Consider the following 21,280-nt stretch of genomic DNA (forward strand, 5'->3'; position numbering starts at 1 on the left):
GGTAATCCGGGAAAGACCTGTTGGCAATTCGGCGAGCATGTGGAGGATCATCGTGACTGCACACCACGAACGTCCGACGGCGGATCCGTCGTTGAGCGAGTTGGTGAGTCAGCTCTCGGCGCAGACCACACGTCTGGTCCGAGACGAGCTGAAGCTGGCCACCAAGGAGTTCCAGCAGTCCGCTGCGAACGCGGGTAAGGGTGCCGGCTTGATCAGCGCTGCCGCGGTGCTGGGCCTGCTGGGCGCGGCGACGCTCATCGCTGCCATCGTGGCCGCACTGTCGCTGGTGCTGCCGGTCTGGGCAGCTGCACTCATCGTGGCCGCGGTGCTGTTCGGCGGAGCCGGGATCGCGGCGGTCATCAGCAAGAAGGAGATCAAGCAGGTGGCCCCTGCCGCGCCGCGGACCGTGGACAACGTCAAACACGACATCGAGGAAGTGAAGGAAGCGCGCCATGGCCGACACCACTGACGGCACCACCCCGGAACCGGGTCCGGATGCCAGCATCGACGACATCCAGGCCGACATCGCCAAGACGCGGCAGGAACTCGGCGAGACGGTCAGTGCACTGGCTGAGAAAGCGGACGTCAAGGCGCAGGTTCAGGCCAAAGTGGCGGACACCAAACAGATCGCCGCCGAGCGTGCACACCTCGTGCAGGAAAAGGTGCGGCGCAATCCGGGACTGGACGCCGGTGTGCTGCTCGGTGTGCTCGCCGTGATAGGCGTGATCGTCTGGGTCCGCCGCCGCAATCGTTGAGGAGGATCGGTATCTCATCCCGCGATGTCGAGAAGCGGTGGCACGACCCCAAGGCGTTCCGGTCGGCCGCAACCTACGTCGGCGTGGTGGTGCTACTGGCCGGTGCCGCGTTCGCTGTATACGCGGTCGGTGACCGCGAATCCGTACCCAAGGCCGTCGCCACACCGCTGGTGCTGTTCGCCGGTGCGGTCGTCGCGTTCGGCAAGACCTACTCGGACTGGCGAGCCGGTCGGACCTGGCCCATCTGGCAAGGCGCCGGCTGGTTTCTGCTCGCCCTGACCCTGATGTCCCTTGGCATTCCGGCCATGGGACTGCTCGGCTGATCACATCACTTCAACGAAGAGGAGAACACAATGGCCAATTACCGGGTGCTCAACCCCATGGGCGACATCGTCGCGACCAAGGAGATCACCAGCGCAGAAGACGCCCACGCATGGTTCGTGGACCAGAAAGCCGACAATTCGCAGCTGGGCTGGCGGATGGAAGTGGAGCATGACGGGCAGTGGTCCTTCTTCGATGACTCCGAGGGCAGTCCCGACTGAGGTCGGGCCGCCTTCGGCTCGGCGGCGTGCCACGATAGGACCCAGGAGGTGACCGTGGCCGTCCGGGGATCTGCCCGCCCGACGAAAGCGGATGTCGCGCGCCTGGCGAACGTCTCGACGGCTACGGTCAGCTACGTCCTCAACAACGTCGCGGGGCAGCGGATCTCCGAGCAGACCCGTGCCGCTGTGCGCGGTGCCGCGGCGCAACTCGGATACCGGCCCAACCTGGCCGCACGTAATCTCGCCAGCGGGGGAAGTGGCGTGGTTCTCTACGTTGTCCCTCGAATGGCGTTGGGCGAGTTGCCGATCGAGGTCGGGAGCCGGTTGACCACCGCGCTGGCCGAACACGGCATCGTGCTCAGTCTGCAGTTCGAGACCGATGATGACCGCAATGTGGTGGAGGCGATCGCCAACCTGCATCCCATGGCGGTCACGTCGGTGTTCCCTCTGAGTGGTGCGGCGCTGGCAGCGATCAGCGAGGCGGGTATCCCGCAGATCCATCTGGGTAGCGGCGAGTTACGTGCGCTGGGGTCCTTGCATGTGACGGTCGGCGCGATGCGGGTGCAACACCTCATCGACCGGGGGCATCGGCGGCTCGGCTTCGCGTTCACCGACTCACCCAAACTCCGGCCCCTCGGTGACTATTGGCTCGAAGGTGTCAGTGCGGCGGCGCGCGCCCGGGGCCTGCCCGACGTCGACGTGCGCACCGTGCGCACCGACGGCTCCGACGCCCAGACGGTGGTTGATCAGTGGATCGCTGCCGGGGTCACCGCGGTGTGCGCGCAGAGCGACGAAACGGCGTTCGTGGTGCTGCACGGTATTCGGCAGGCTGGTCTGGGGTGCCCCGGCGACCTCGCCGTCATGGGCGTGGATGCCGGCCCGCTGGGGGCGGTGAGCGCGCCCCCGCTGACGTCGGTGGGGTTCGACGCGGCGGGGATCGTCGATGTCTCGGTCTCGGCGATCATGGCCGAACTCGGCTATCCGGGCAGGCCGGAGGCGGCGGGGGAGCACGTCGCACGTCTGATCCACCGCGCATCGACCTGACATCGACACGAATTGGTGTAACGTCACGCCTGGACTTGCTTACGCGCGTAACCTACGCTCGGACACGCGTAGAGAGGCGATGCCTGTGACAGAGACCCGTACGGACCGGCCCGCGGCCGTCCCTGAATCCCAGCCGTACTTCGATCCGTACGACGTCGAGATCAACACGAATCCCTACCCGGTGTTCGCGCGGCTGCGCGAGGAGGCGCCGCTGTACTACAACGAGGTCCATGACTTCTATGCGGTCAGCCGGTTCGCCGACGTCAACAAAGGCCTGGTGGACCACGAGACGTTCAGTTCGGCTCGCGGTGCGATCTTGGAACTCATCAAGGCCAACATCGACATTCCCTCGGGCGCATTGATTTTCGAGGATCCGCCGATTCACGACATCCACCGCAAGCTGCTGGCCCGGATGTTCACCCCACGCAAGATCAACGCCCTCGAACCGCGGATCCGCGAGTTCTGCGCACAAAGCCTCGACCCGCTGGTCGGAGGCGGGCAATTCGACTTCATCACCGACTTCGGCGCGATCATGCCGATGCGGGTGATCAGCGCCCTGCTGGGCATTCCGGAGAACGACCAGGAGATGATCCGCGATCACGGAAACGCTCAACTGCGCACCGAAGCGGGAAAGCCGATGAGTGCCGCGCAGGACGGGCTGGTCACCGGGCAGATCTTCGAGGCCTATATCGACTGGCGTGCCGACAACCCCTCCGATGACATCATGACCGAGCTCCTCAATGTCGAGTTCACCGACGAGCACGGCATCACCCGCACGCTCACCCGCGACGAGTTGCTGATCTACCTCAATGTGGTGGCCGGCGCGGGTAACGAGACCACCACTCGGCTGATCGGTTGGGCGGCAAAGGTTTTGGCCGAACACCCGCAACAGCGGCGTGAACTGGTGCAGAATCCGGCGCTCATCCCGCAGGCGGTCGAGGAGCTGCTACGGTTCGAGCCGCCGGCACCGCATGTGGCGCGCTATGTGACGCGTGATGTCACCTATTACGGGCAGACGGTCCCCGAGGGCAGTGTCATGATGATGTTGATCGGCGCGGCGGTACGCGACCACCGCCAGTTCCCGCCCGACGGCGACGTTTTCGACATCCACCGCGAACCGCGCCAGCACCTCGCGTTCAGTGTCGGCACCCATTATTGCCTGGGTTCGGCGCTGGCGCGGCTGGAGGGCCGCATTGCTTTGGAGGAGATCCTCAAGCGGTTCCCGGAATGGGATGTGGACCTGGACTCCGCGCGCTTGTCTCCGACATCGACTGTGCGCGGGTGGGATTCGATGCCTGCGGTGCTGTCATGACCACCGCTGCGCTGGTACCCGGCGACTGGGATCAGGTGACTCCGGACTGGCTGACGGATGCGCTGACGGCGGCATTCCCGGGCGCGGTCGTGGACTCCGTCACCGTCCAGATGCGCGACGACGGCACCAACCGCCGTGCGCGACTGGCGCTGACCTACCGCGCCGGCGCCGGCCCGGCCACCGTCTTCGTCAAGGGTGTGGACCCGGCGCACAAAGACCTGATCCGGCTGACCAGCGGCCTCCTGCACGAACCGCGGTTGTTTCGGGCGGACGTCGATCTGGCGCTGGAACGTCCCGCGGTGTACGCAGCGGTGATCGACGAGGATGCCGAGGACTTCCTTCTGGTGATGGAGGATCTGACCGCGCGGGGCGCAGACCCCAGGGACGCGACCCGGCCGCTGACCGTCGAGCAGGCGGCCAGCGGGGTCCGCGGGCTGGGTCGCATGCACGGCCGGTTCTGGGGACGACGTGCGCAGCGACCCGAACTGGCGTGGCTGGAACCGTTTGTGCCCTGGGACGGGATGCAGGCCGCCCCGCTGCCCGCAGCGCTGGAACGACTGGGCGATGACGCACCGGCTGCGGTGCAGTCGCTGACCATCGACGGCCTGATCGACGGCATCTGGAAACCGTACATCCGTTCGCTGAGCGCGACACCCACACTGCTGCACGGGGATCCGCACATCGGCAACACCTACGTGCTACCCGGCGGCGAGGTGGGCTTCCTCGACTGGCAGGTGGCGCGGCGGGGCAACTGGTCGCTGGACCTCGGGTACTTCCTCCAAGGCGCCCTCACCGTCGACGACCGCCGCCGCAGCGAACAGGAACTGCTGGAGCTCTACCGCGAGGCGCTCGGGTTACCCCCCGACGAGCTGCCGTCGATGGATGAGGTGTGGCTGCGATACCGCGCCTCCGTCGCGCACGGTCTGACGCTGTGGTTGTGCACCGCCAGTGCCGGTGAGCTCTGGCAGCGTCCCGATATCGCGGTGGCTCTGGCGCAACGCTATTCGGTGGCCTACGCCGACCTGCACAGCGCCGAAGCCATCGCAGACCTGGCCGGTTAGCGGCCGGCCAGCGCGTCCTTGGCCCGGTCGAGCACCGATGCGAAGGGGCCGACCGCGAAATTGGCCAGCGCGGATTCGACGCCGGGGTGCGGGTGCGTGGGCGCGATGCGCTCGGCGGCCTGCACGGCGGCGGTCATCTTGGTCAGCTCGTCGCGGTCGAGTTCGTCCTCGAGCCGGGTGAACTCCTCGGCCTCTTCCTTTTCCGCGTGTTCGAGCACTGCCTGCTGAAGATGGATGACGGCTTTGCTGAACTCGGCGGTGCCGAAGTCCAGCTTTTCGATCTCCTGCAGCGCGACCTTCGAGTCGTGCTCCTCGTGCAGGCGCTCGGCAACGATCCGGTCTCCGCCGTCGACCTTCCGGCGCACCCTCGGATGCACCATCATCTCTTCGGCGGTCTCATGCACGGCCAGCAGTGCGCGGAGCTGGTTGAAGGCTTTCTCCTGAGCGGCCGCATCGGGGGCGTCCAGAGTCTCGATGAACAGCGCTTTGATGGTCTGGTGCTGGGCCTTGAGGTAGTCGACGACGTCCTGGTTGTTCGAAATCTCGGCAGACACGGCTTACCTCCACGAAAACTCGGGTGCATTCACGATGCGGCGCTAGGGGCTGTGCGCCGACGTGAGGTCTCTACCCGGGTATCGACCCGGTGAAACGCCGGTGGCACCGAGTCGGGGGACCGCTCAGCTGATCGGTTCGATCCCGTCGTCGTTTAGGAAGACCATGGTGCCGTCATCGAGGGCGACGGCCCAGCGGCGGGATTTTGCGGTTTGTTGGGCATCCACGACCACCTCGACACCGGCGAGGTCACCGAAGTCTTCGACGATGCGTCCGGTGATGTGTGCGTCATCGGTGGTCCGAACCGCGGTGCCGATTTCGAACTTGCCCCCACTCATGGCACCAATTAAATACCCAGATTGCCGGGAAGCGGTAATTACCGGCCGATTCGTTACAAACTGAGCCCGGCGGTGGTGCTCAGTCCGCCATCGAGCGGAAGCACCGCACCCGTCATGAAATTGGTGGCGCGCGACGCCAGGTACACCGCTGCGGCGGCGATGTCCTCGGTGCGGCCGATGCGTTTCACCGGTGTTGCCGCTGCCAGCCGGTCGCCGGCGGCCTCGAGGGTCGCGGCCATCATCTTGGACGGAAACGGCCCCGGCGCAATGGCGTTGCACAGGATCGTCGGCGCGAGTTCGTAGGCCAGATGGCGCGTGAGCTGGTGCAGGGCGGCTTTGGATGCCGAATACGAGAACGTACCCAGTCGCGGCACGGTCAGCCCGTCGATGGACCCGATGTTGATCACCCGGGCGGGATCATCGTCACGGGAACCGGCCTCCAGTAGCGGTTGGGCCAATTGGGTCAGCACAAACGGGGATTTGACGTTCAAGGTGAGCACTTTGTCGAAAGCCGCGCCTGGAAACGAGTCGAACGGCGCGCCCCAGGTGGCACCGGCATTGTTGACCAGAATGTGCAACGCCTGTTCCTGTGAACCGACAGCCGCTATCAATTCACGGCAGTGGTCTTCATTGCTGACATCAGCCGGAATGGCACGCACGTCGCCCAATGGTGAAAGCAGTTCCTGCGCGCGACGGCAGGCCTCGGGTTTGCGCGACGAAATGTAGACCCGCACTCCGGCACGCAGATAGCCTTCGGCGATCATCAGGCCGATCCCACTGGTGCCGCCGGTGATCAACGCGGTCTTGCCGGACACGGAGAACAACTCGGGAAACACCGGACCACTCCTCGTGACGGTATGACAGAGACACGATGAAAGCTAGACCAAACCGTCTAGAATTGCGGGACCATGGCACAATCCACCCAGATCACACACAAAGAGCGGCTGCTGCGGCAGGGGATGAAGCTGTTCTACGCCAACGGCTTTCACGGCACCACTGTCGATGCGGTACTCGAGGCGTCGGGGGTGCCGAAGGGGTCTTTCTACCACCATTTCCGGTCCAAGGATGCCTTCGGACTGGCGGTCCTCGACCGTTACATGTCCTTGCAGCTGGAGCTGCTCGACGCCGCGGCGCGCGACGGGGGTGGCAGCACGGCCGAGACGTTGGAACGGTATTACACCACCCTCAGTGACTTGTTCGTCGACTCCGAATTCCAGCGGGGCTGCCTGGCGGGGAAGTTCTCCACCGAACTGGCCGCCGGTTCGGCCGCCTTCCGCGATCAGCTGGCCCATGCGATGGCGGTGTGGCACGACACCTTGACCGACATGCTGCGCCAGGGTCAGCAGCGTGGGGACGTCCGGGCCGACCGAAGCGCGGCCGACCTGGCCCACACCGTCCTGGCACTTGTTCAGGGGGCGTTCGTGATCGCGCTGTCCTCACGCGATACCGCGGCGCTGGCCGCGGTGGGGGCGAGCATCCGCGCGCTGGTGGAAACCGATCGTTGACCGGACTCACTAGACTGTTTAGTCTAGACCGGACCGTCTAGCCGAGCTGGGGTCATTCCGAGCGGAGGTTCTCGATGTCCGATTCCTGGCAATCCACCGCGTGCATTCTGTGCGAATGCAATTGCGGCATCGTCGTGCACACCGAGGGCCGCACGCTGGCGCGGATTCGGGGTGACAAGGCCCATCCCGGTTCCCAGGGGTACACCTGCAACAAGGCGCTGAGGCTGGATCACTACCAGAACAATGCCGACCGCCTGACCTCTCCGATGCGTCGCCGGCCCGACGGCGGCTACGAAGCGGTCGACTGGGACACCGCCATCAACGAGATCGCCGACGGATGTCGCCGCATCCGCGACAGCTACGGCGGGGACAAGATCTTCTACTACGGCGGTGGCGGCCAGGGTAACCACCTGGGCGGTGCATACAGTGGTGCCTTCCTCAAGGCGCTGGGCGCCCGGTACCGTTCAAACGCCCTGGCGCAGGAGAAGACTGGCGAGTTCTGGGTCGATCAGCAACTGTACGGTGGCCACACCCGAGGCGAGTTCGAGCATGCCGAGGTGAGCGTCTTCGTCGGCAAGAACCCGTGGATGTCGCAGAGTTTCCCGCGGGCACGGGTGGTGCTCAACGACATCGCCAAGGATCCGGACCGGTCGATGGTCGTCATCGACCCGGTGATCACCGACACCGCGAAAATGGCCGACTTCCACCTGCGTGTGCGGCCTGGCACCGACGCCTGGTGTCTGGCCGCACTGGCGGCGGTGCTGGTACAGGAAAACCTCTGTGACGAAGCGTTTCTGCGCGACCACGTGCACGGTGCCGATGACGTGCGGGCGGTCCTGCGGGATGTTGCGGTGGCCGAATACGCCGAGCGCTGTGGTGTGGCCGAGGACCTGCTGAGATCCGCCGCGCGACGCATCGCTGCCGCCAAGAGTGTGTCGGTGTTCGAAGATCTCGGCATCCAACAGGCCCCCAACAGCACACTGTGCTCGTATCTCAACAAGCTGTTGTGGATCCTCACCGGTAATTTCGCCAAACGTGGTGGCCAGCATCTGCATTCGAGTTTCGCGCCGTTGTTCAGCCCGGGACGGGTGGGTCGCACGCCGGTGACCGGTGCGCCGATCATCGCCGGCCTGGTGCCCAGCAACGTCGTGCCCCAGGAGATCCTCACCGATCACCCGGACCGGATCCGCGCCATGATCGTCGAGAGCAGCAACCCGGCCCACTCGGTGGCGGATTCAGCGGCGGTGCGCGCGGCACTGGAGGCGCTCGAGCTGGTGGTCGTCATCGACGTCGCGATGACCGAGACCGCCCGGCTCGCCCACTACGTCCTGCCTGCGGCCACACAGTTCGAGAAGCCGGAAGCCACCTTCTTCAACCTCGAATTCCCGCGCAACACATTCCATTTGCGCCACCCGCTGTTTCCGCCGCTGGAGGGGACGCTGCCGGAACCCGAGATCTGGGCCCGGCTGGTACGCGCGCTGGGCGTGATCGACGACGCCGACCTCGAGCCGCTGCACCGCGCCGCGCAGCAGGGGCGCGAGGCCTATGCCCAGGCGTTCCTGACTGCAGTCTCCAGCGTGCCGATGCTGGCCAAGACGGTGCCCTACGTGCTCTACGAAACCTTGGGACCGACATTGCCGGAGGGGCTGGCCGGCGCCGCCGCGTTGTGGGGGCTGGCCCAGAAGGTGTCGTGGACGTATCCGGATGCACTGCGGCGCGCAGGGCACGAGGACGGCAACGCGCTGTTCGAGGCGATTCTCCGGGAGCGGTCGGGGGTGACGTTCACTGTGCACGAGTACACCGACGACTGGTCTTTGATCGGTCATGACGACCACAAGATCGCACTGTCCATCCCCGAGATGCTCGACGAGATCCGCGCACTCCCGGAGCAGCCCCCCGCCCTCACCACACCTGAGTTCCCGATGGTGTTGTCGGCCGGTGAGCGGCGCGCCTACACCGCCAACGACATCCTGCGCGACCCGAGCTGGCGCAAACGCGATACCGACGGCGCGTTACGGGTGAGCGTGGACGACGCGCAGGTGCTGGGCCTCAGTGATGGTGGGTGCGCCCGGATCACCACCGCGGCCGGCTCGGTGCAGGCGACCGTTGCGGTCAGCGCCACCATGCAGCCCGGCCATGTGTCGCTGCCGAACGGGTTCGGTCTGGACTTCACCGATGCCGACGGCCACACGCATGTTCCCGGCGTCGCTCCCAACATGTTGACCACCTCCGGCTGGCGCGACGCTTACGCCGGCACCCCCTGGCACAAACACGTGCCCGCGCGGGTCGAAGCGGTACCTCGGCTCGTCGATCGCGGGTAACGCGGCCGGTGGGGGGGTACACGCATCTCGAGGTCGACTGCGGGGTCTCGAGATGCTTCACGGGGTTCGCGAGTCGATCAGTCCGCTGAACCCAGCAGAAGAGGCCGGCCGTGCAGATCGACGTGACATTCGTGGGCAACGCCACCACCCTCATCTCCTGCGGCGGCCTCACCCTGCTCACCGACCCCAACTTCCTGCACCGGGGCCAGCGTGCGTATCTGGGCTACGGGCTGGTGTCGAAACGCCGACAGGATCCGGCGCTGAGCATTGACCAGTTGCCGCCTCTGGACGCGGTGGTGCTGTCCCACATGCACGGTGATCACTGGGACCGGGTGGCTCAAGGTGGGCTGGATCGCGCGCTCCCCATCATCACCACCCCGCACGCCGCCACCCGGTTGCGGCGGCGGGGTTTTCACCGCGCGCACGCGCTGCCCACGTGGGCCACCTTCAACCTGGAGAAGGGGACAACGCGGCTCACTCTCACCGCGCTGCCGGGCCGGCACGCCCCGACCCCGATCGACCGCTTCCTGCCGCCGGTGATGGGCACCATGGTGGAGGTCGGCTCGGTCACCGATTCGATGACGCGGCGGCTCTACATCTCGGGGGACACCCTGCTGATCGATGAACTCGACGAGATCCCGGCGCGGTTCCAGTCCATCGACGCGGGTGTACTGCATCTGGGTGGTACGCGGCTGCCCGCCGGGAACCGGCTGCCGTTCGGGCTCACCGTCACCATGGACGGCAACCAGGGCGCTGAGCTGGCGACTCTGCTTGATCTGCCGAGGGTGATTCCGGTCCACTTCGACGACTACGGTGTCTTCGCGTCGCCGCTGTCGGACTTTCTCGACGACATGCAGCGCCGCGGCCGCGGCGACCGGGTGATCCGCCTGGGCCGGGGTGCTTCCACCACGCTGTGAGCCCGTCGCCGGGCTCCTGCGGCAGCTGAGGCTACACCGGGGAAGGGTCCGCCGGAACCGCATCTGAGACGGCAAAACCGGCAGCACCGCCGCAGATCTCGAGGACGCGACGGACGCAGGCGCTCGGCGCCACCGTCATGTCCACATCAGCGGTCGCGCATCGCCGGGCGAGGATGCACAAGCTGGAATATGCCGCGCTACTGAAGAATTCAACCTTTCTCAAATCCATCGTCAGTGTCCGGCACAGCACGAGTTTGGTCAGCGCACCATCGAGGAAGGTGTCGGCGTTCGCCGCGTCGATGTCACCGCTGACGCTGACGACGGCGTGCGTCGGCTCCACCCAGTGCGTGGTGAAGGTGAGTGCCTGCGAGGGCAGAGGTTGCGGGTCGGACACCACGTGTCTCATGGTCAATGTCCAGCCGGAGTCACGTCGGGAGGGGGTGTTCATGAGCCTCCATTCCGGCAAACTCGAAGTCCCGCGGGTCGTATTGCCCGTGCTGGAATGGCTGCTACTCAACCACACGCGAGTGTAGTGGAAGCCTCGTGCGAAAACAGCGGGATGAAGCAGCCCGTCTGATCCACAAGGCGAAGTGCTCGAGCCAGGAAGCGAAGTGGTTCTCGCTTCGCGTTTCCGCCTTCGTCGCCCGGCTAGTTCCGAACAGTGGTTCCCGAGCGCTCAGGGCGGACGATTCTGCTGTGGCATGTACACGGGTCCTGGACGGAATCGTTCGTCCGGGGGCCGCACCGTTACCTGCTGCCCCTGAACGACACACGCGACGCCGACGGACGGGGTCTGTGCGGCCGCAACTGGCCGAACGCGCGGGAGATACATCACGATGACCTGGCCGCCCAGGATGTGGATCTTGTTGTGCTGCAACGTCCCCATGAGATCGAGCTGGTCACCGAGCTGCTCGGCCGCCGCCCAGGTACCGACCTGCCCGCGGCGTACGTCGAACACAACGCGCCACGTCCGCACCCCGTCGACAGCAGGCACCCGGTGGGCGAGCGCGGCGACATCCTGCTGGTGCACGTCACCGATTTCAACCGGCTGATGTGGGACAACGGCGCGGCGGCCACCACCGTGATCACGCACGGCATCGCCGATCCCGGCGCGCTGTACACCGGGAACATCCCCACCGCGGCCACGATGATCAACGAACCGGTCCGCCGCCGCCGCACCGTCGGCACCGATCTGCTCGCGGAACTTTCCCGCGCGACCCCCATCGACGTCTGGGGTATCGGCAGCGAGGAACTCAACACCGCCGAGCACCGGATCGTCGGTGTCACCGGCCGCGGCGACCTCCCGCGCACCGAACTGTTGCCCGCTGTGGCCGGCCGGGCGGTTTACCTGCACACCCCACGGTGGACGTCACTGGGGCTGTCGCTGATCGAGGCCATGTATTGCGGAATGCCCGTGGTGTGCGTCGCTACCACCATGGCGCCCCTGGTGGTTCCACACGACGCCGGGGTGGTCAGTGCCGATATCACCACCCTGGCGGGCGCTCTGACCGACTTCGTCACCGACGCATCGGCGGCAACCCGGGCCGGTAAAGCGGCCAGAGAGTACGCGATGACGCACTTCTGCCTGGATCGGTTTCTCCGGGAGTGGGATGACGTCATCGACGCACTGTGCACCGGAAAGGAGTAAGCGCGTGAAGATAGCGATGATCTCAGAACATGCCAGCCCTCTGGCAGTGCTGGGCGGCGTCGACGCGGGAGGACAGAATGTCCACGTCGCCGCGCTGTCAGCGGCATTGGCCAGACGCGGACACGACGTGACCGTCTACACCCGTCGCGACGACCCGGATCTGCCGGAGAACGTGCCCACCGAGGACGGCTACCGCGTCACCCATGTGCCCGCGGGGCCGCCGAAGATCCTGCCGAAAGACGAATTGCTCCGGTACATGGGCGAATTCGCCCAGTTCCTCGACACCCGGTGGCACCGGCGTCGTCCCGATGTGGCGCACGCGCATTTCTGGATGTCGGGTATCGCGACACAGCTGGCCGCCAAGAACACCCAGGTCCCGACCGTACAGACGTTCCACGCTCTCGGTGTGGTGAAACGGCGCTACCAGGGCGCCATGGACACCAGCCCACAGGCGCGGCTGCAGCTCGAGATGCTGGTGGCCAAAGGGGCGGACTGGGTGGCGGCGACCTGTACCGACGAGGTGTTCGAACTGATCAGGATGGGCCGGTCCCGGGCCCAGATCTCGGTGGTCCCGTGCGGTGTCGACGCCGACCGGTTCTCCCCGGTGGGTGAACGTGCCCGGCGGACGGGCCGCAAGAGAATCGTCTCGGTGGGAAGACTGGTGCCCCGCAAGGGTTTCGACGTGATGATCCGGGCGCTACCCAAGATTCATGACGCAGAGCTGGTGATCGTCGGCGGACCCGCCGAATCGGAGTTGCACGCCGACCCGGAAGCCTGCCGGTTGCGCGCACTGGCGGAAGAACTCGGAGTCGACGACCGCGTCCTTTTCACCGGTGCCGTGGCCCACGACGACATGCCCGCATGGTTCCGGTCAGCCGATGTGGTGGCATGCACACCCTGGTACGAACCTTTCGGCATCGTGCCACTGGAGGCGATGGCTTGCGGTGTGCCGGTGATCGCGTCTGCGGTCGGCGGAATGCTCGACACGGTGGTCGACGAGGTGACGGGGCGGTTGGTACCACCACAGGACCCGGAAGCCTGCGCCGACGCCGCCAACCAGATCCTCTACAAGCCGTTTCTCGCGCGGGGGCTCGGCGGAGCCGGACGGGACCGGGCGAAGTCGCGCTACTCGTGGGACCGTATCGCCGCCGACACGGCCCGGATCTACGACCGGCTCACCGCGGCGCGACTGCAGGCTGCCGGGCTCTCGCAGGCCCAGACACGATGAGGTCACATCCGACCGGGGGCCGGCTCCTCCAGCAACCTGAGATCAGCCTCCAGCTCGGCGGGCAACCTCCGGCGCCGGCGCAGCGCGGTGGGCATCAACCGCAGCGCCTCGGCCGCCGCGGTGCCATAGGCCCTGTCGGTCGCCATGGCGCGCACCAGGGCCGCCGTCGCGCGAAGGCACACCGGAACGGGCCGGCGCAACCAGGCGGTCAGCGCCTCATTGCGCAGCACCCGGGCATGCTGCGCCGGTCCCGGCAGGCGGGCCCTGGACGGCTTGTGCACCGCAACCAGATCGTGGCAGTAGCACAGCTGCCAGCCGGCCGCGGCCAGGTCCAACGCCAACAGCTGTTCCTCCCCTCGGAAGTGCAGCACCGGGGAGAAACCCCCGACGCTGTCGAACGCCGCCTTGCGCACCACCGCGGCGCACGCCATGAAGCCCAGGATGGACGGTCCCGGCAGCCCGGGCCGGTGCCCCAGTGGGCTGTTGGCCAGAAGGGCGACCATCGGGTCGTCGCGGAAGTCGGGCCACACCACGGTGCGCGCCGCCAACAGACCCACACCGGGATTGTCAGCGAAGATCTGCTCCGCGCGCGCGAATGCACCAGGATCCCACCACGAATCGTCGTCACAGAAGGCGACATACGGTGTGCTGCTGCGAGCAACACCGATGTTGCGGGCCACCGCGCCCAGGTTGTCGTCGAGTTCGATCACCGTCACCCGCTCACCGCGCCGCCGCGCCGCGGCTGCGGTGTCGTCATCGGAGTTGTTGTCCATGACGATGATCGGACACCGAGTCCCGTCCAGCAGTCGCGTCAGGACGCTCTCCAACTCGGCGCGGCGATTGCGGGTCGCGATGACGATGGTGGTTCGCGAGTCTCCGGCGGTCATGAGGGCCATGGCTACCCGCGCCAACCCCGTTCAAACGCAGCACAACACAGACGGGTGGGGGTGCCGGGTGATACGTGATCCACGACGGGTGCTGGTGGCCGGGGGCGCCGGATTCCTGGGTAGCTACCTGTGTGCGAGGCTGCTCGACGAGGGCGCCGAGGTGCTGTGTGTCGATGACCTGTCCACGTCGTGCGGCGGCGCCGAATCCACTTTGCAGAGCCGCCGCGGGTACCGGTTCCTGCGCCACGACATCACCCGGGACCTGACCGAGGTGTTGGACAGCCGCCCTTTCGACACCATCTTCCACCTTGCATCACCGGCGTCGCCGATCGACTACTACCGGCTGCCGCTGGAAACCCTGCGGGCCGGTGCATTAGGTACCGCAGCACTTCTCGAGGTGGCCGAACGCCACGATGCCCGCCTGGTCCTGGCGTCGACGAGCGAGGTCTACGGTGACCCCCTGGAGCATCCGCAAACCGAGAGTTATTGGGGCAACGTCAATCCCATCGGGCCACGCAGCGTCTACGACGAAGCGAAACGATTCGCCGAGGCGCTGACCTTCGCGCATCACCGCGCCCGCTCCGTCGATGTCGGCGTGGCGCGGATCTTCAACACCTACGGACCCGGCATGCGGGTCGACGACGGCCGGATGGTTCCCACCTTCTGCCGGCAGGCCATCCTCGGCGATCCCATCACGGTGGCCGGTGACGGCACCCAGACCCGGTCCCTGTGTTACGTCGAGGACACCGTGGAGGGCCTGGTTGCGCTGGCCCGGTCGGATATCGCCGGTCCGGTCAACATCGGCAATCCGCACGAGCTGACCGTGCTGCAGGTGGCCGAGCTGATCCGGGAGCTGGCCGACAGCACGGCACCGCTGGTGCACACCGATGCCGCCACCGACGACCCGAAGCGGCGCTGCCCGGACATCGGCAAGGCCCGCATCGATCTGAACTGGCAACCGAGGGTGACCCACCAAGACGGCCTGGCCAGGACGGTGGCGTGGTTCCGCGCCGTGCTGGCCGAGCCGCGCAGCGTGGCGACGACGGAGGTGTGAGATGCGAATACTGGGTGTCAACGCGGTGTTTCACGACCCGGCCGCAGCGGTGGTGATCGACGGCCAGATTGTCGCCGCCGCGGAGGAGGAGCGCTTCTCCCGGCGCAAGCACGGCAAACAGGCGGTCCCGTTCTCCACCTGGGAACTGCCCGTCGAGTCCGCGAAATGGTGCCTGGCCCAGGCCGGAATCACCCCCGACCAGCTCGATGCCGTCGGCTATTCCTACGACCCCACGGTGATGGACGGCCAGTCGGATCACCTCGACGGCCTCGACAGCGATTGGGAGTATCTGCGCACCCTGTATGCCGCGCGGGCACCGCGTTTCCTGGCCACCGCGCTGCCGGGTCTCGACCCCGGCGTGGTGCACCACGTCCGCCATCATGTGGCGCACGCCGCGTCGACGGCGCTGGCCTCGCCGCAGCCGGACTCGGCGGTTCTCGTCGTCGACGGCCGCGGTGAGCGCACCTCGATGCTCGCGGGGCGCTACCGCGACGGAAAACTCGATGTGCTGGCCACCCAGGAACTGCCGCACTCGTTGGGGTTGTTCTACGAAAACCTCACCGAGCACCTCGGATTCACGCGGTCCAGCGACGAATACAAGGTCATGGCGATGGGTTCCTACGGCCGGCCACGCTTCGCCGACGCGCTGCGGGAGCGGGTGTACTACTGTCCCGACGGCGGTTTCCGCACCGAGTCGGTGGCGTGGGCGCAGCTCGCCGAGCCGCGTGCGCGCGGCGCCGGTGACGGTTCGGCCCTGGCCCGGCCCGAACCCGACCACGCGGATCTGGCCTGCAGTGCCCAACTGGTGGTCGAGGAGGTGCTGCTGGATCTGGTGCGCTGGCTGCGCGGGCGCGTCGACACCGACAGCCTGTGTCTGGCCGGTGGGGTTGCGCTGAACTGTGTTGCCAATTCCAAACTCTGGGCCCACGGCGGCTTCCGCGACGTCTGGGTACAGCCGGCTGCCGGCGACGCCGGCACGGCATTGGGGGCCGCTCTGTCACTGGCGGCCGAGGCCGGCGAGCAGATCACTCCCATGCCGTCTGCGCGACTGGGCCGCGGCTGGTCCGAGCCCGAGATCGCCGCGATCCTGGATGAGGCCGCGGTGCGCTACGAGCGACCGGTGCGGTTCGCCGAGGCCGTCGGGGACGCCCTGGCCGACAATCACCTGGTCGCGTGGTTCCAGGGGCGCGCCGAATACGGGCCCCGCGCGCTCGGTGGCAGGTCGCTGCTGGCCGACCCGCGTCATGTGGACAATCTGGAGCGGCTGAACACGGTCAAGGGTCGCGAACAGTTCCGGCCGGTGGCCCCCATGGTGTTGGCCGACCGGGCCGCCGAGATCTTCACCGACGGACCGCTTCCCAGCCCCTACATGCTGTTCGTGCACAACGTCGATCCACAGTGGCGCACCCGCATTCCGGCGGTCACACACGTCGACGGCACCGCACGGATCCAGACCGTCGACGCCTCCGATCCCGTGTTGTATGACACCATCAGCCGGTTCGAGGAGCGCACCGGTGTGCCGGTGGTGGTCAACACCAGCTTCAACACCGCGGGACGGCCCATGGTGGACAGCCCACGCGACGCTCTCGAATGCTTCGGCAGTGCCCCCATCGACCTGTTGGCAATCGGTCCGTTCCTCGTCTGGCGGCGGCCATGACCGACAGCGGTTTCTCGATCGTGATCCCCACCGTCGGCCGGGATTCCCTGTCGAAGCTCATGGCGGCCCTCGACGCCGAGGCGGGACCGACCCCGGAAGCGGTGGTGATCGTGGACGACCGCAAGGCGCCGCAACGGTTGCCCTGTGTGTGGACTCGTCTGCCGATTTCTGTTCTGCACAGTGGTGGCCGTGGGCCGGCCGCAGCCAGAAACCTCGGCTGGCGGCACACCCACAGCCGATGGGTGTGCTTCCTCGACGACGACGTCCTGCCGCAACCCGGTTGGCTGGCGGCCCTGACCGACGATCTGCGGGCGGCCGACCAGGCGGAGGCGGCGGCCTCGCAGGCGATCATCGAGGTACCGGTGCGGGCAGACAGGCGGGCCACCGACGACGAGCGCCGCACCCAGCGCCTGGCCGATGCCCGCTGGATCACCGCCGACATGGCCTATCTGCGGACCGAGTTGGTGAATGCCGGTGGGTTCGACGAACGCTTCCCCCGCGCCTACCGGGAGGATTCCGATCTGGCATTGCGGGTGGTGCGCGCAGGCGGCCGCATCGTGCGGGGCGCACGCCGCAGCGTTCATCCGGTCGCCGCCGCCACGCCGCTCAGTTCTGTTCGGGCCCAGCGAGGTAACCGTGACAACGCGCTGATGCGACGCAAGCACGGCCACCGGTGGCGGACCGAGATCGGCGAGGGTCGGGGACGGATGCCCGCACACCTGGTCACCGTCGGTGCGGCCACCGCCGCCGCGGCGGCCGCGGTGCTGCGCCGGCGACGCTGGGCCGCGTTCGGTGCAGCGGCGTGGCTGGGGCTGACCGCGGAGTTCACCATGCGGCGCGTCCTGCCGGGCCCGCGCACTCCGCGCGACATCGCGGCGCTGGCCGCCAGTAGCGTGCTGATTCCCCCGGCGGCCGTCGGTCACCGGCTCGCGGGGGAGTGGCGGTTCCGTCGGGCACAGCCGCAGCCGCCCCTGGCCGTGCTGTTCGACCGCGACGACACCCTCATCGAAGATGGTCCTTACCTGCGCGATCCCCGCGGTGTGCGGCCCAAACCCGGTGCCCGCGAGGGTCTTTCCGAACTGCGGCGGCGCGGTCTGCTGCTCGGGGTGGTGACCAACCAGTCCGGGGTGGCCAAGGGTTTGATCACCGATGAGGAATTGGGCGCGGTCAATGCCCGGGTCGAGTCGGTGCTCGGCCCGTTTGGGTGCTGGCAGGTGTGCCTCCACGATGCCGATGACGGCTGCCGCTGCCGGAAGCCGGAACCGGGCATGGTTCTCGATGCCGCGGCGGCGCTGGGCGTCGACCCGGCGCGGTGCGTGATGATCGGCGACACCGGCGGTGACGTGGAGGCCGCGCTGGCGGCCGAGGCCAAAGCGGTGCTGGTGCCGACGGCTCGCACGCTGCCCCACGAGGTCGACCAGGCCCGCACGCGGGCCAAGGTGGCGCCCGACCTGGAGACCGCCATCGCCATGGTGCTACGGGAGTGCCGGTGAGTACCGCGGTGGTGGCACGGCTGGACAGCGCAGGCGATGTCCTCATCACCGGACCGGCGGTGCGGGCCATCGCCGCTGCGCACGACCGCGTGGTGTTCTTGGCGGGCCCGCGCGGCCGGGCAGCTGCCGACCTGCTGCCCGGGGTCGACGAGATCATCGAGTGGCAGGCCCCGTGGGTGGACTTCGACGCTCCGGCACTCACCCGGGGGCATGTCGAGGATCTGGTCAAACAGCTGCACGATGTGGCGCCGGACAGGGTGTTCATCTTCACGTCGTTCCATCAGTCCCCGTTGCCCATGGCACTGGTGTGCCGGATGGCCGCGGTGCCCTGGATCGCCGCGATCTGCGAGGACTACCCGGGCACGTTGCTCGACATCCGGCACCACGTCGACGAGGGGATGCCCGAACCGCTGCGTGCGCTGTCGCTGGCCGCCGCGGGCGGGGCTCGGCTTCCCCCCGATGACGACGGCGCGCTGCGGGTGCGCACCCCGGCCGGTGTACCGGAACCGGTGGCGGACCTGATCGGTGAGGGTCCCTTCATCGTGTTCCATCCCGGCGCGGCGGTGCCCGCACGTATGCCGACCGCACGGCGCAGCGCTGCCATGGTGACCGCCCTCGTGGCCGCGGGACACCGGGTTGTGGTCACCGGTGGCCGCGGCGAATGCGGCTTGGCCGCAGAGGTTTCGGGCGCGCACGGGATCGACATCTCCGGGTTGACCACACTCGACGAGCTGGCGGCGGTCTACGCACAGGCCCAGGTGGTGATCGCCCCCAACACCGGACCCGCGCATCTGGCCGCCGCCGTGGGTGCACCGGTGGTGTCGCTGTTCGCGCCGGTGGTACCGGCGTCGCAGTGGAAGCCCTACGGCCGGCCGGTGGTACTGCTCGGCGATCAGGACGCGCCGTGCCGGCACAGCCGGGCCCGCACCTGCCCCGTCGCAGGACACCCCTGCCTGGACGGGATCACCGACACCGAACTCTTGGAAGCCGTCACCCACCTTGGAGGTCGACCATGATCGCCGAACACATCGCCGCCCTCGGCCAGGCCGTCAACCGGGCCGGCGCCGCGGCGCCGACACTCACCGCGTGGGGTACCCACCTCGCCGAGGTGCTCGTCGGCGGCGGGCGGCTCCTGGCCTGCGGCAACGGGGGCAGCGCCGCCGAAGCGCAACACCTGACCGCCGAGCTCGTCGGAAGGTTCCGAGATGAGCGGGTTCCATTGTCGGCCATCGCTTTACACGCTGATACCTCGGCACTGACCGCGCTGGTCAACGACTACGGCGAAGACGAGATGTTCGCCCGGGGCGTCCGCGCGCACGGCAGGCCCGGCGACGTGCTGGTGGCCCTGTCCACCAGCGGTTCGAGCCGAAATGTGCTCACCGCCGTCAAAGCCGCCCATGAGGTGGGCATGCGCAGCTGGGCCCTGACGGGTCCGGCGCCCAACCCATTGGCCGCCATGTGCGATGACGCCATCTGTGTGGAGGCCGGCTCCACCGCCACCGTCCAGGAGATCCACCTGCTGCTGGTGCACGCGCTGTGCATCGCGGTGGACGCCGCGATGGGGGTGCCGCGGAGATGACGCAACGGCTGGTGGTGATCGGCGACTCCATGCTCGACATCGACATCGACGGCACCGCAACACGTCTGAGCCCAGAAGCGCCGGTCCCGGTGGTCGACGGGGACCGGGTTGGGCAACGACCAGGAGGCGCCGGATTGGCCGCCGCGCTGGCCGCCCGGCACGGCGCCGAGGTGGTGCTGGTCACCGCTGTGGGCACCGACGAGCACGGTCGGCTGCTGCGGGCACTGCTGGACGAGGCCGGTGTCCGGGTGAGCGCGCTGCCCATCGACGGGACCACCGCATCCAAGACCCGGATCCGCGCGAACGGGCAGTCGGTGATGCGCCTGGACCAGGGCACCGGCCGGGCAGGCCCCTTCGCCCTCGACGACTCGATACGAGACGCCGTGCGGAGCGCCGATGCCGTGTGCATCGCCGACTACGGCCGCGGCGTCACCGCCGACGACGGACTGCGGCAGTTTCTGGCCGGCATCGCCGGCGACGTGCCGGTGGTGTGGGATCCGCATCCGCGTGGATCCGCACCGGTGGCCCGTACCACCGTGGTGACACCCAATGAAACCGAAGCACAGCACTTCTCGCGCGCCGGCTGTGGGCCGGTGACGGCGCATGAACTGCGCACCCGGTGGCAGGCCGGCGCGGTGTGTGTGACGCTGGGCGGACGCGGGGCGCTGCTCGCCACCGGAGACGGCGCCACCACCCATGTGCGGCCGACGGCCCCCGTCACCGCCCGCGGTGACACCTGCGGCGCCGGAGACAGATTCGCGATCGCGGTCACCTCGGCACTGGCCTCCGGTGTGGACACCACGGCCGCCGTGGTCGCGGCCGTGGACGCCGCGGCCAACTTCGTCGCCGCCGGCGCAGCGTCGGCGATGTCGACGGTGGCCGCACTGGCACCGATCGGTGTGCCGGCGGGTGATGGCTCCGACCGTGCGGCGGTGAGCGACGACATCGAAGCCGTCGCTGCCCGACTCCGGCGCAGCGGCAGCATTCTGGTGGCTACCGGCGGATGCTTCGATCTGCTGCACACCGGGCATGTGCGACTGTTACAGCGAGCGCGCCAACTGGGCTCGGCGCTGGTGGTTCTGCTCAACTCCGACGACTCGGTGCGCGCGCTCAAGGGTCCCACTCGGCCCGTGATGCCCGCCCAGGACCGGGCGCGGGTCCTGTCCGCGCTGGCATGCGTGGACGCCGTATGCATCTTCGACGAGCTGTCACCGGAGCGGGCGCTGAGGAGACTGCGTCCTGACATCTGGGTCAAGGGTGGCGACTACACCCTGCACGACCTTCCCGAAGCCGATGTGGTGCGCGCCGGTGGAGGTGATGTGGTGCTGCTGCCCACCGTGCCCGGCTACTCCTCGTCCAACCTGATCGCCGCCGCGCGGTCCTGAAG

23 protein-coding genes are annotated in these 21,280 nt (G+C 67.8%); 18 read left to right on the forward strand and 5 right to left on the reverse strand.

The genetic code is table 11. From position 1 onward, the window contains the following. The first annotated feature begins 52 nt into the window (after nucleotides 1-52). The 7 genes from AC3A6P_RS15990 to AC3A6P_RS16020 all read left to right on the forward strand — a co-directional run bounded on the left by AC3A6P_RS15990 (nucleotide 53) and on the right by AC3A6P_RS16020 (nucleotide 4,714). A complete protein-coding gene (locus AC3A6P_RS15990; RefSeq protein WP_487692621.1) occupies nucleotides 53-469 on the forward strand; it encodes a phage holin family protein in 417 nt (138 codons plus the stop codon). After that, nucleotides 453-755, forward strand: a complete 303-nt coding sequence (locus AC3A6P_RS15995) for a DUF3618 domain-containing protein (protein ID WP_487692622.1) — start codon at nucleotides 453-455, stop codon at nucleotides 753-755. The genes AC3A6P_RS15990 and AC3A6P_RS15995 overlap by 17 nt, the downstream gene beginning before the upstream one ends. Continuing rightward, complete coding sequence (locus AC3A6P_RS16000) at nucleotides 752-1,078, forward strand: hypothetical protein (RefSeq protein WP_487692623.1); 327 nt, start codon at nucleotides 752-754, stop codon at nucleotides 1,076-1,078. The genes AC3A6P_RS15995 and AC3A6P_RS16000 overlap by 4 nt, the downstream gene beginning before the upstream one ends. A 30-nt stretch (nucleotides 1,079-1,108) precedes the next feature. After that, on the forward strand, nucleotides 1,109-1,297 hold the full coding sequence (locus tag AC3A6P_RS16005; protein WP_487692624.1) for a hypothetical protein: 189 nt from the start codon (nucleotides 1,109-1,111) through the stop codon (nucleotides 1,295-1,297). Nucleotides 1,298-1,351: 54 nt separating this feature from the next. Beyond that, nucleotides 1,352-2,341 carry a LacI family DNA-binding transcriptional regulator gene (locus tag AC3A6P_RS16010; RefSeq protein ID WP_487692738.1) on the forward strand — a complete coding sequence of 330 codons (990 nt, stop codon included), beginning with the start codon at nucleotides 1,352-1,354 and terminating at the stop codon, nucleotides 2,339-2,341. An 85-nt stretch (nucleotides 2,342-2,426) separates the two neighbouring features. Next, a complete protein-coding gene (locus AC3A6P_RS16015) occupies nucleotides 2,427-3,653 on the forward strand; it encodes a cytochrome P450 (RefSeq protein WP_487692625.1) in 1,227 nt (408 codons plus the stop codon). After that, nucleotides 3,650-4,714 (forward strand): phosphotransferase, encoded by a 1,065-nt coding sequence (locus AC3A6P_RS16020; RefSeq protein WP_487692627.1) that lies wholly within the window; start codon nucleotides 3,650-3,652, stop codon nucleotides 4,712-4,714. Before AC3A6P_RS16015 ends, AC3A6P_RS16020 begins: the two co-directional genes overlap by 4 nt. Here AC3A6P_RS16020 and AC3A6P_RS16025 read toward each other — a convergent pair. From AC3A6P_RS16025 to AC3A6P_RS16035, 3 genes are all read right to left on the reverse strand, one after another. Continuing rightward, nucleotides 4,711-5,268 (reverse strand): hemerythrin domain-containing protein, encoded by a 558-nt coding sequence (locus AC3A6P_RS16025; RefSeq protein ID WP_487692628.1) that lies wholly within the window; start codon nucleotides 5,266-5,268, stop codon nucleotides 4,711-4,713. The two genes, AC3A6P_RS16020 and AC3A6P_RS16025, sit on opposite strands and share 4 nt — an antisense overlap. A 123-nt stretch (nucleotides 5,269-5,391) precedes the next feature. Beyond that, nucleotides 5,392-5,604, reverse strand: a complete 213-nt coding sequence (locus AC3A6P_RS16030) for a hypothetical protein (protein WP_487692630.1) — start codon at nucleotides 5,602-5,604, stop codon at nucleotides 5,392-5,394. Between the two features lie 53 nt (nucleotides 5,605-5,657). Then, the gene (locus AC3A6P_RS16035; RefSeq protein ID WP_487692631.1) at nucleotides 5,658-6,440 is read right to left on the reverse strand and encodes an SDR family oxidoreductase; all 783 of its coding nucleotides are present in this window, start codon (nucleotides 6,438-6,440) and stop codon (nucleotides 5,658-5,660) included. 72 nt (nucleotides 6,441-6,512) lie between these two features. Between AC3A6P_RS16035 and AC3A6P_RS16040 the strand changes: the two genes are divergently transcribed. From AC3A6P_RS16040 to AC3A6P_RS16050, 3 genes are all read left to right on the forward strand, one after another. Further along, on the forward strand, nucleotides 6,513-7,109 hold the full coding sequence (locus AC3A6P_RS16040) for a TetR/AcrR family transcriptional regulator (RefSeq protein ID WP_487692632.1): 597 nt from the start codon (nucleotides 6,513-6,515) through the stop codon (nucleotides 7,107-7,109). 74 nt (nucleotides 7,110-7,183) lie between these two features. Then, nucleotides 7,184-9,430: a molybdopterin-dependent oxidoreductase gene (locus tag AC3A6P_RS16045; RefSeq protein WP_487692633.1), complete on the forward strand. Its 2,247-nt coding sequence runs from the start codon at nucleotides 7,184-7,186 to the stop codon at nucleotides 9,428-9,430. A gap of 110 nt (nucleotides 9,431-9,540) precedes the next feature. After that, nucleotides 9,541-10,347, forward strand: coding sequence for an MBL fold metallo-hydrolase (locus AC3A6P_RS16050; RefSeq protein ID WP_487692634.1), 807 nt, complete (start codon nucleotides 9,541-9,543; stop codon nucleotides 10,345-10,347). A gap of 31 nt (nucleotides 10,348-10,378) precedes the next feature. Here the strand turns inward: AC3A6P_RS16050 and AC3A6P_RS16055 are convergent, their stop codons facing one another. Then, nucleotides 10,379-10,744, reverse strand: a complete 366-nt coding sequence (locus tag AC3A6P_RS16055) for an STAS domain-containing protein (RefSeq protein WP_487692635.1) — start codon at nucleotides 10,742-10,744, stop codon at nucleotides 10,379-10,381. 297 nt (nucleotides 10,745-11,041) lie between these two features. Between AC3A6P_RS16055 and AC3A6P_RS16060 the strand changes: the two genes are divergently transcribed. Further along, nucleotides 11,042-11,995 carry a glycosyltransferase gene (locus AC3A6P_RS16060; protein ID WP_487692739.1) on the forward strand — a complete coding sequence of 318 codons (954 nt, stop codon included), beginning with the start codon at nucleotides 11,042-11,044 and terminating at the stop codon, nucleotides 11,993-11,995. A 4-nt stretch (nucleotides 11,996-11,999) separates the two neighbouring features. Beyond that, the gene (locus AC3A6P_RS16065; RefSeq protein WP_487692636.1) at nucleotides 12,000-13,223 is read left to right on the forward strand and encodes a glycosyltransferase; all 1,224 of its coding nucleotides are present in this window, start codon (nucleotides 12,000-12,002) and stop codon (nucleotides 13,221-13,223) included. Nucleotides 13,224-13,225: 2 nt separating this feature from the next. Here the strand turns inward: AC3A6P_RS16065 and AC3A6P_RS16070 are convergent, their stop codons facing one another. Beyond that, entirely contained in the window at nucleotides 13,226-14,110 is an 885-nt protein-coding gene (locus AC3A6P_RS16070; RefSeq protein WP_487692638.1) for a glycosyltransferase family 2 protein, read from the reverse strand. A 70-nt stretch (nucleotides 14,111-14,180) separates the two neighbouring features. On the opposite strand from AC3A6P_RS16070, the gene AC3A6P_RS16075 reads away from it, so the two are divergent. The 6 genes from AC3A6P_RS16075 to AC3A6P_RS16100 are packed head-to-tail and all read left to right on the forward strand — an operon-like array spanning nucleotide 14,181 to nucleotide 21,278. Beyond that, entirely contained in the window at nucleotides 14,181-15,164 is a 984-nt protein-coding gene (locus AC3A6P_RS16075; protein WP_487692740.1) for an NAD-dependent epimerase/dehydratase family protein, read from the forward strand. Nucleotide 15,165: 1 nt separating this feature from the next. Continuing rightward, complete coding sequence (locus AC3A6P_RS16080) at nucleotides 15,166-16,821, forward strand: carbamoyltransferase family protein (RefSeq protein ID WP_487692639.1); 1,656 nt, start codon at nucleotides 15,166-15,168, stop codon at nucleotides 16,819-16,821. Next, nucleotides 16,818-18,314: an HAD-IIIA family hydrolase gene (locus AC3A6P_RS16085; RefSeq protein WP_487692641.1), complete on the forward strand. Its 1,497-nt coding sequence runs from the start codon at nucleotides 16,818-16,820 to the stop codon at nucleotides 18,312-18,314. Before AC3A6P_RS16080 ends, AC3A6P_RS16085 begins: the two co-directional genes overlap by 4 nt. Next, on the forward strand, nucleotides 18,311-19,330 hold the full coding sequence (locus AC3A6P_RS16090) for a glycosyltransferase family 9 protein (protein WP_487692642.1): 1,020 nt from the start codon (nucleotides 18,311-18,313) through the stop codon (nucleotides 19,328-19,330). The genes AC3A6P_RS16085 and AC3A6P_RS16090 overlap by 4 nt, the downstream gene beginning before the upstream one ends. Continuing rightward, on the forward strand, nucleotides 19,327-19,893 hold the full coding sequence (locus AC3A6P_RS16095; RefSeq protein ID WP_487692643.1) for a D-sedoheptulose-7-phosphate isomerase: 567 nt from the start codon (nucleotides 19,327-19,329) through the stop codon (nucleotides 19,891-19,893). Before AC3A6P_RS16090 ends, AC3A6P_RS16095 begins: the two co-directional genes overlap by 4 nt. Beyond that, the gene (locus tag AC3A6P_RS16100) at nucleotides 19,890-21,278 is read left to right on the forward strand and encodes a PfkB family carbohydrate kinase (RefSeq protein WP_487692644.1); all 1,389 of its coding nucleotides are present in this window, start codon (nucleotides 19,890-19,892) and stop codon (nucleotides 21,276-21,278) included. The genes AC3A6P_RS16095 and AC3A6P_RS16100 overlap by 4 nt, the downstream gene beginning before the upstream one ends. The last annotated feature ends 2 nt before the right edge of the window (nucleotides 21,279-21,280 follow it).

Source organism: Mycobacterium sp. Soil_C_30, from assembly GCF_057656995.1.

Coding starts and splice junctions, on each gene's coding strand:
- AC3A6P_RS15995 (WP_487692622.1), top strand. CDS start 453: ATGGCCGACACCACTGACGGCACCACCCCGGAACCGGGTCCGGATGCC.
- AC3A6P_RS16005 (WP_487692624.1), top strand. CDS start 1,109: ATGGCCAATTACCGGGTGCTCAACCCCATGGGCGACATCGTCGCGACC.
- AC3A6P_RS16020 (WP_487692627.1), top strand. CDS start 3,650: ATGACCACCGCTGCGCTGGTACCCGGCGACTGGGATCAGGTGACTCCG.
- AC3A6P_RS16030 (WP_487692630.1), bottom strand. CDS start 5,604: ATGAGTGGGGGCAAGTTCGAAATCGGCACCGCGGTTCGGACCACCGAT.
- AC3A6P_RS16040 (WP_487692632.1), top strand. CDS start 6,513: ATGGCACAATCCACCCAGATCACACACAAAGAGCGGCTGCTGCGGCAG.
- AC3A6P_RS16045 (WP_487692633.1), top strand. CDS start 7,184: ATGTCCGATTCCTGGCAATCCACCGCGTGCATTCTGTGCGAATGCAAT.
- AC3A6P_RS16070 (WP_487692638.1), bottom strand. CDS start 14,110: ATGACCGCCGGAGACTCGCGAACCACCATCGTCATCGCGACCCGCAAT.
- AC3A6P_RS16080 (WP_487692639.1), top strand. CDS start 15,166: ATGCGAATACTGGGTGTCAACGCGGTGTTTCACGACCCGGCCGCAGCG.
- AC3A6P_RS16085 (WP_487692641.1), top strand. CDS start 16,818: ATGACCGACAGCGGTTTCTCGATCGTGATCCCCACCGTCGGCCGGGAT.
- AC3A6P_RS16095 (WP_487692643.1), top strand. CDS start 19,327: ATGATCGCCGAACACATCGCCGCCCTCGGCCAGGCCGTCAACCGGGCC.
- AC3A6P_RS16100 (WP_487692644.1), top strand. CDS start 19,890: ATGACGCAACGGCTGGTGGTGATCGGCGACTCCATGCTCGACATCGAC.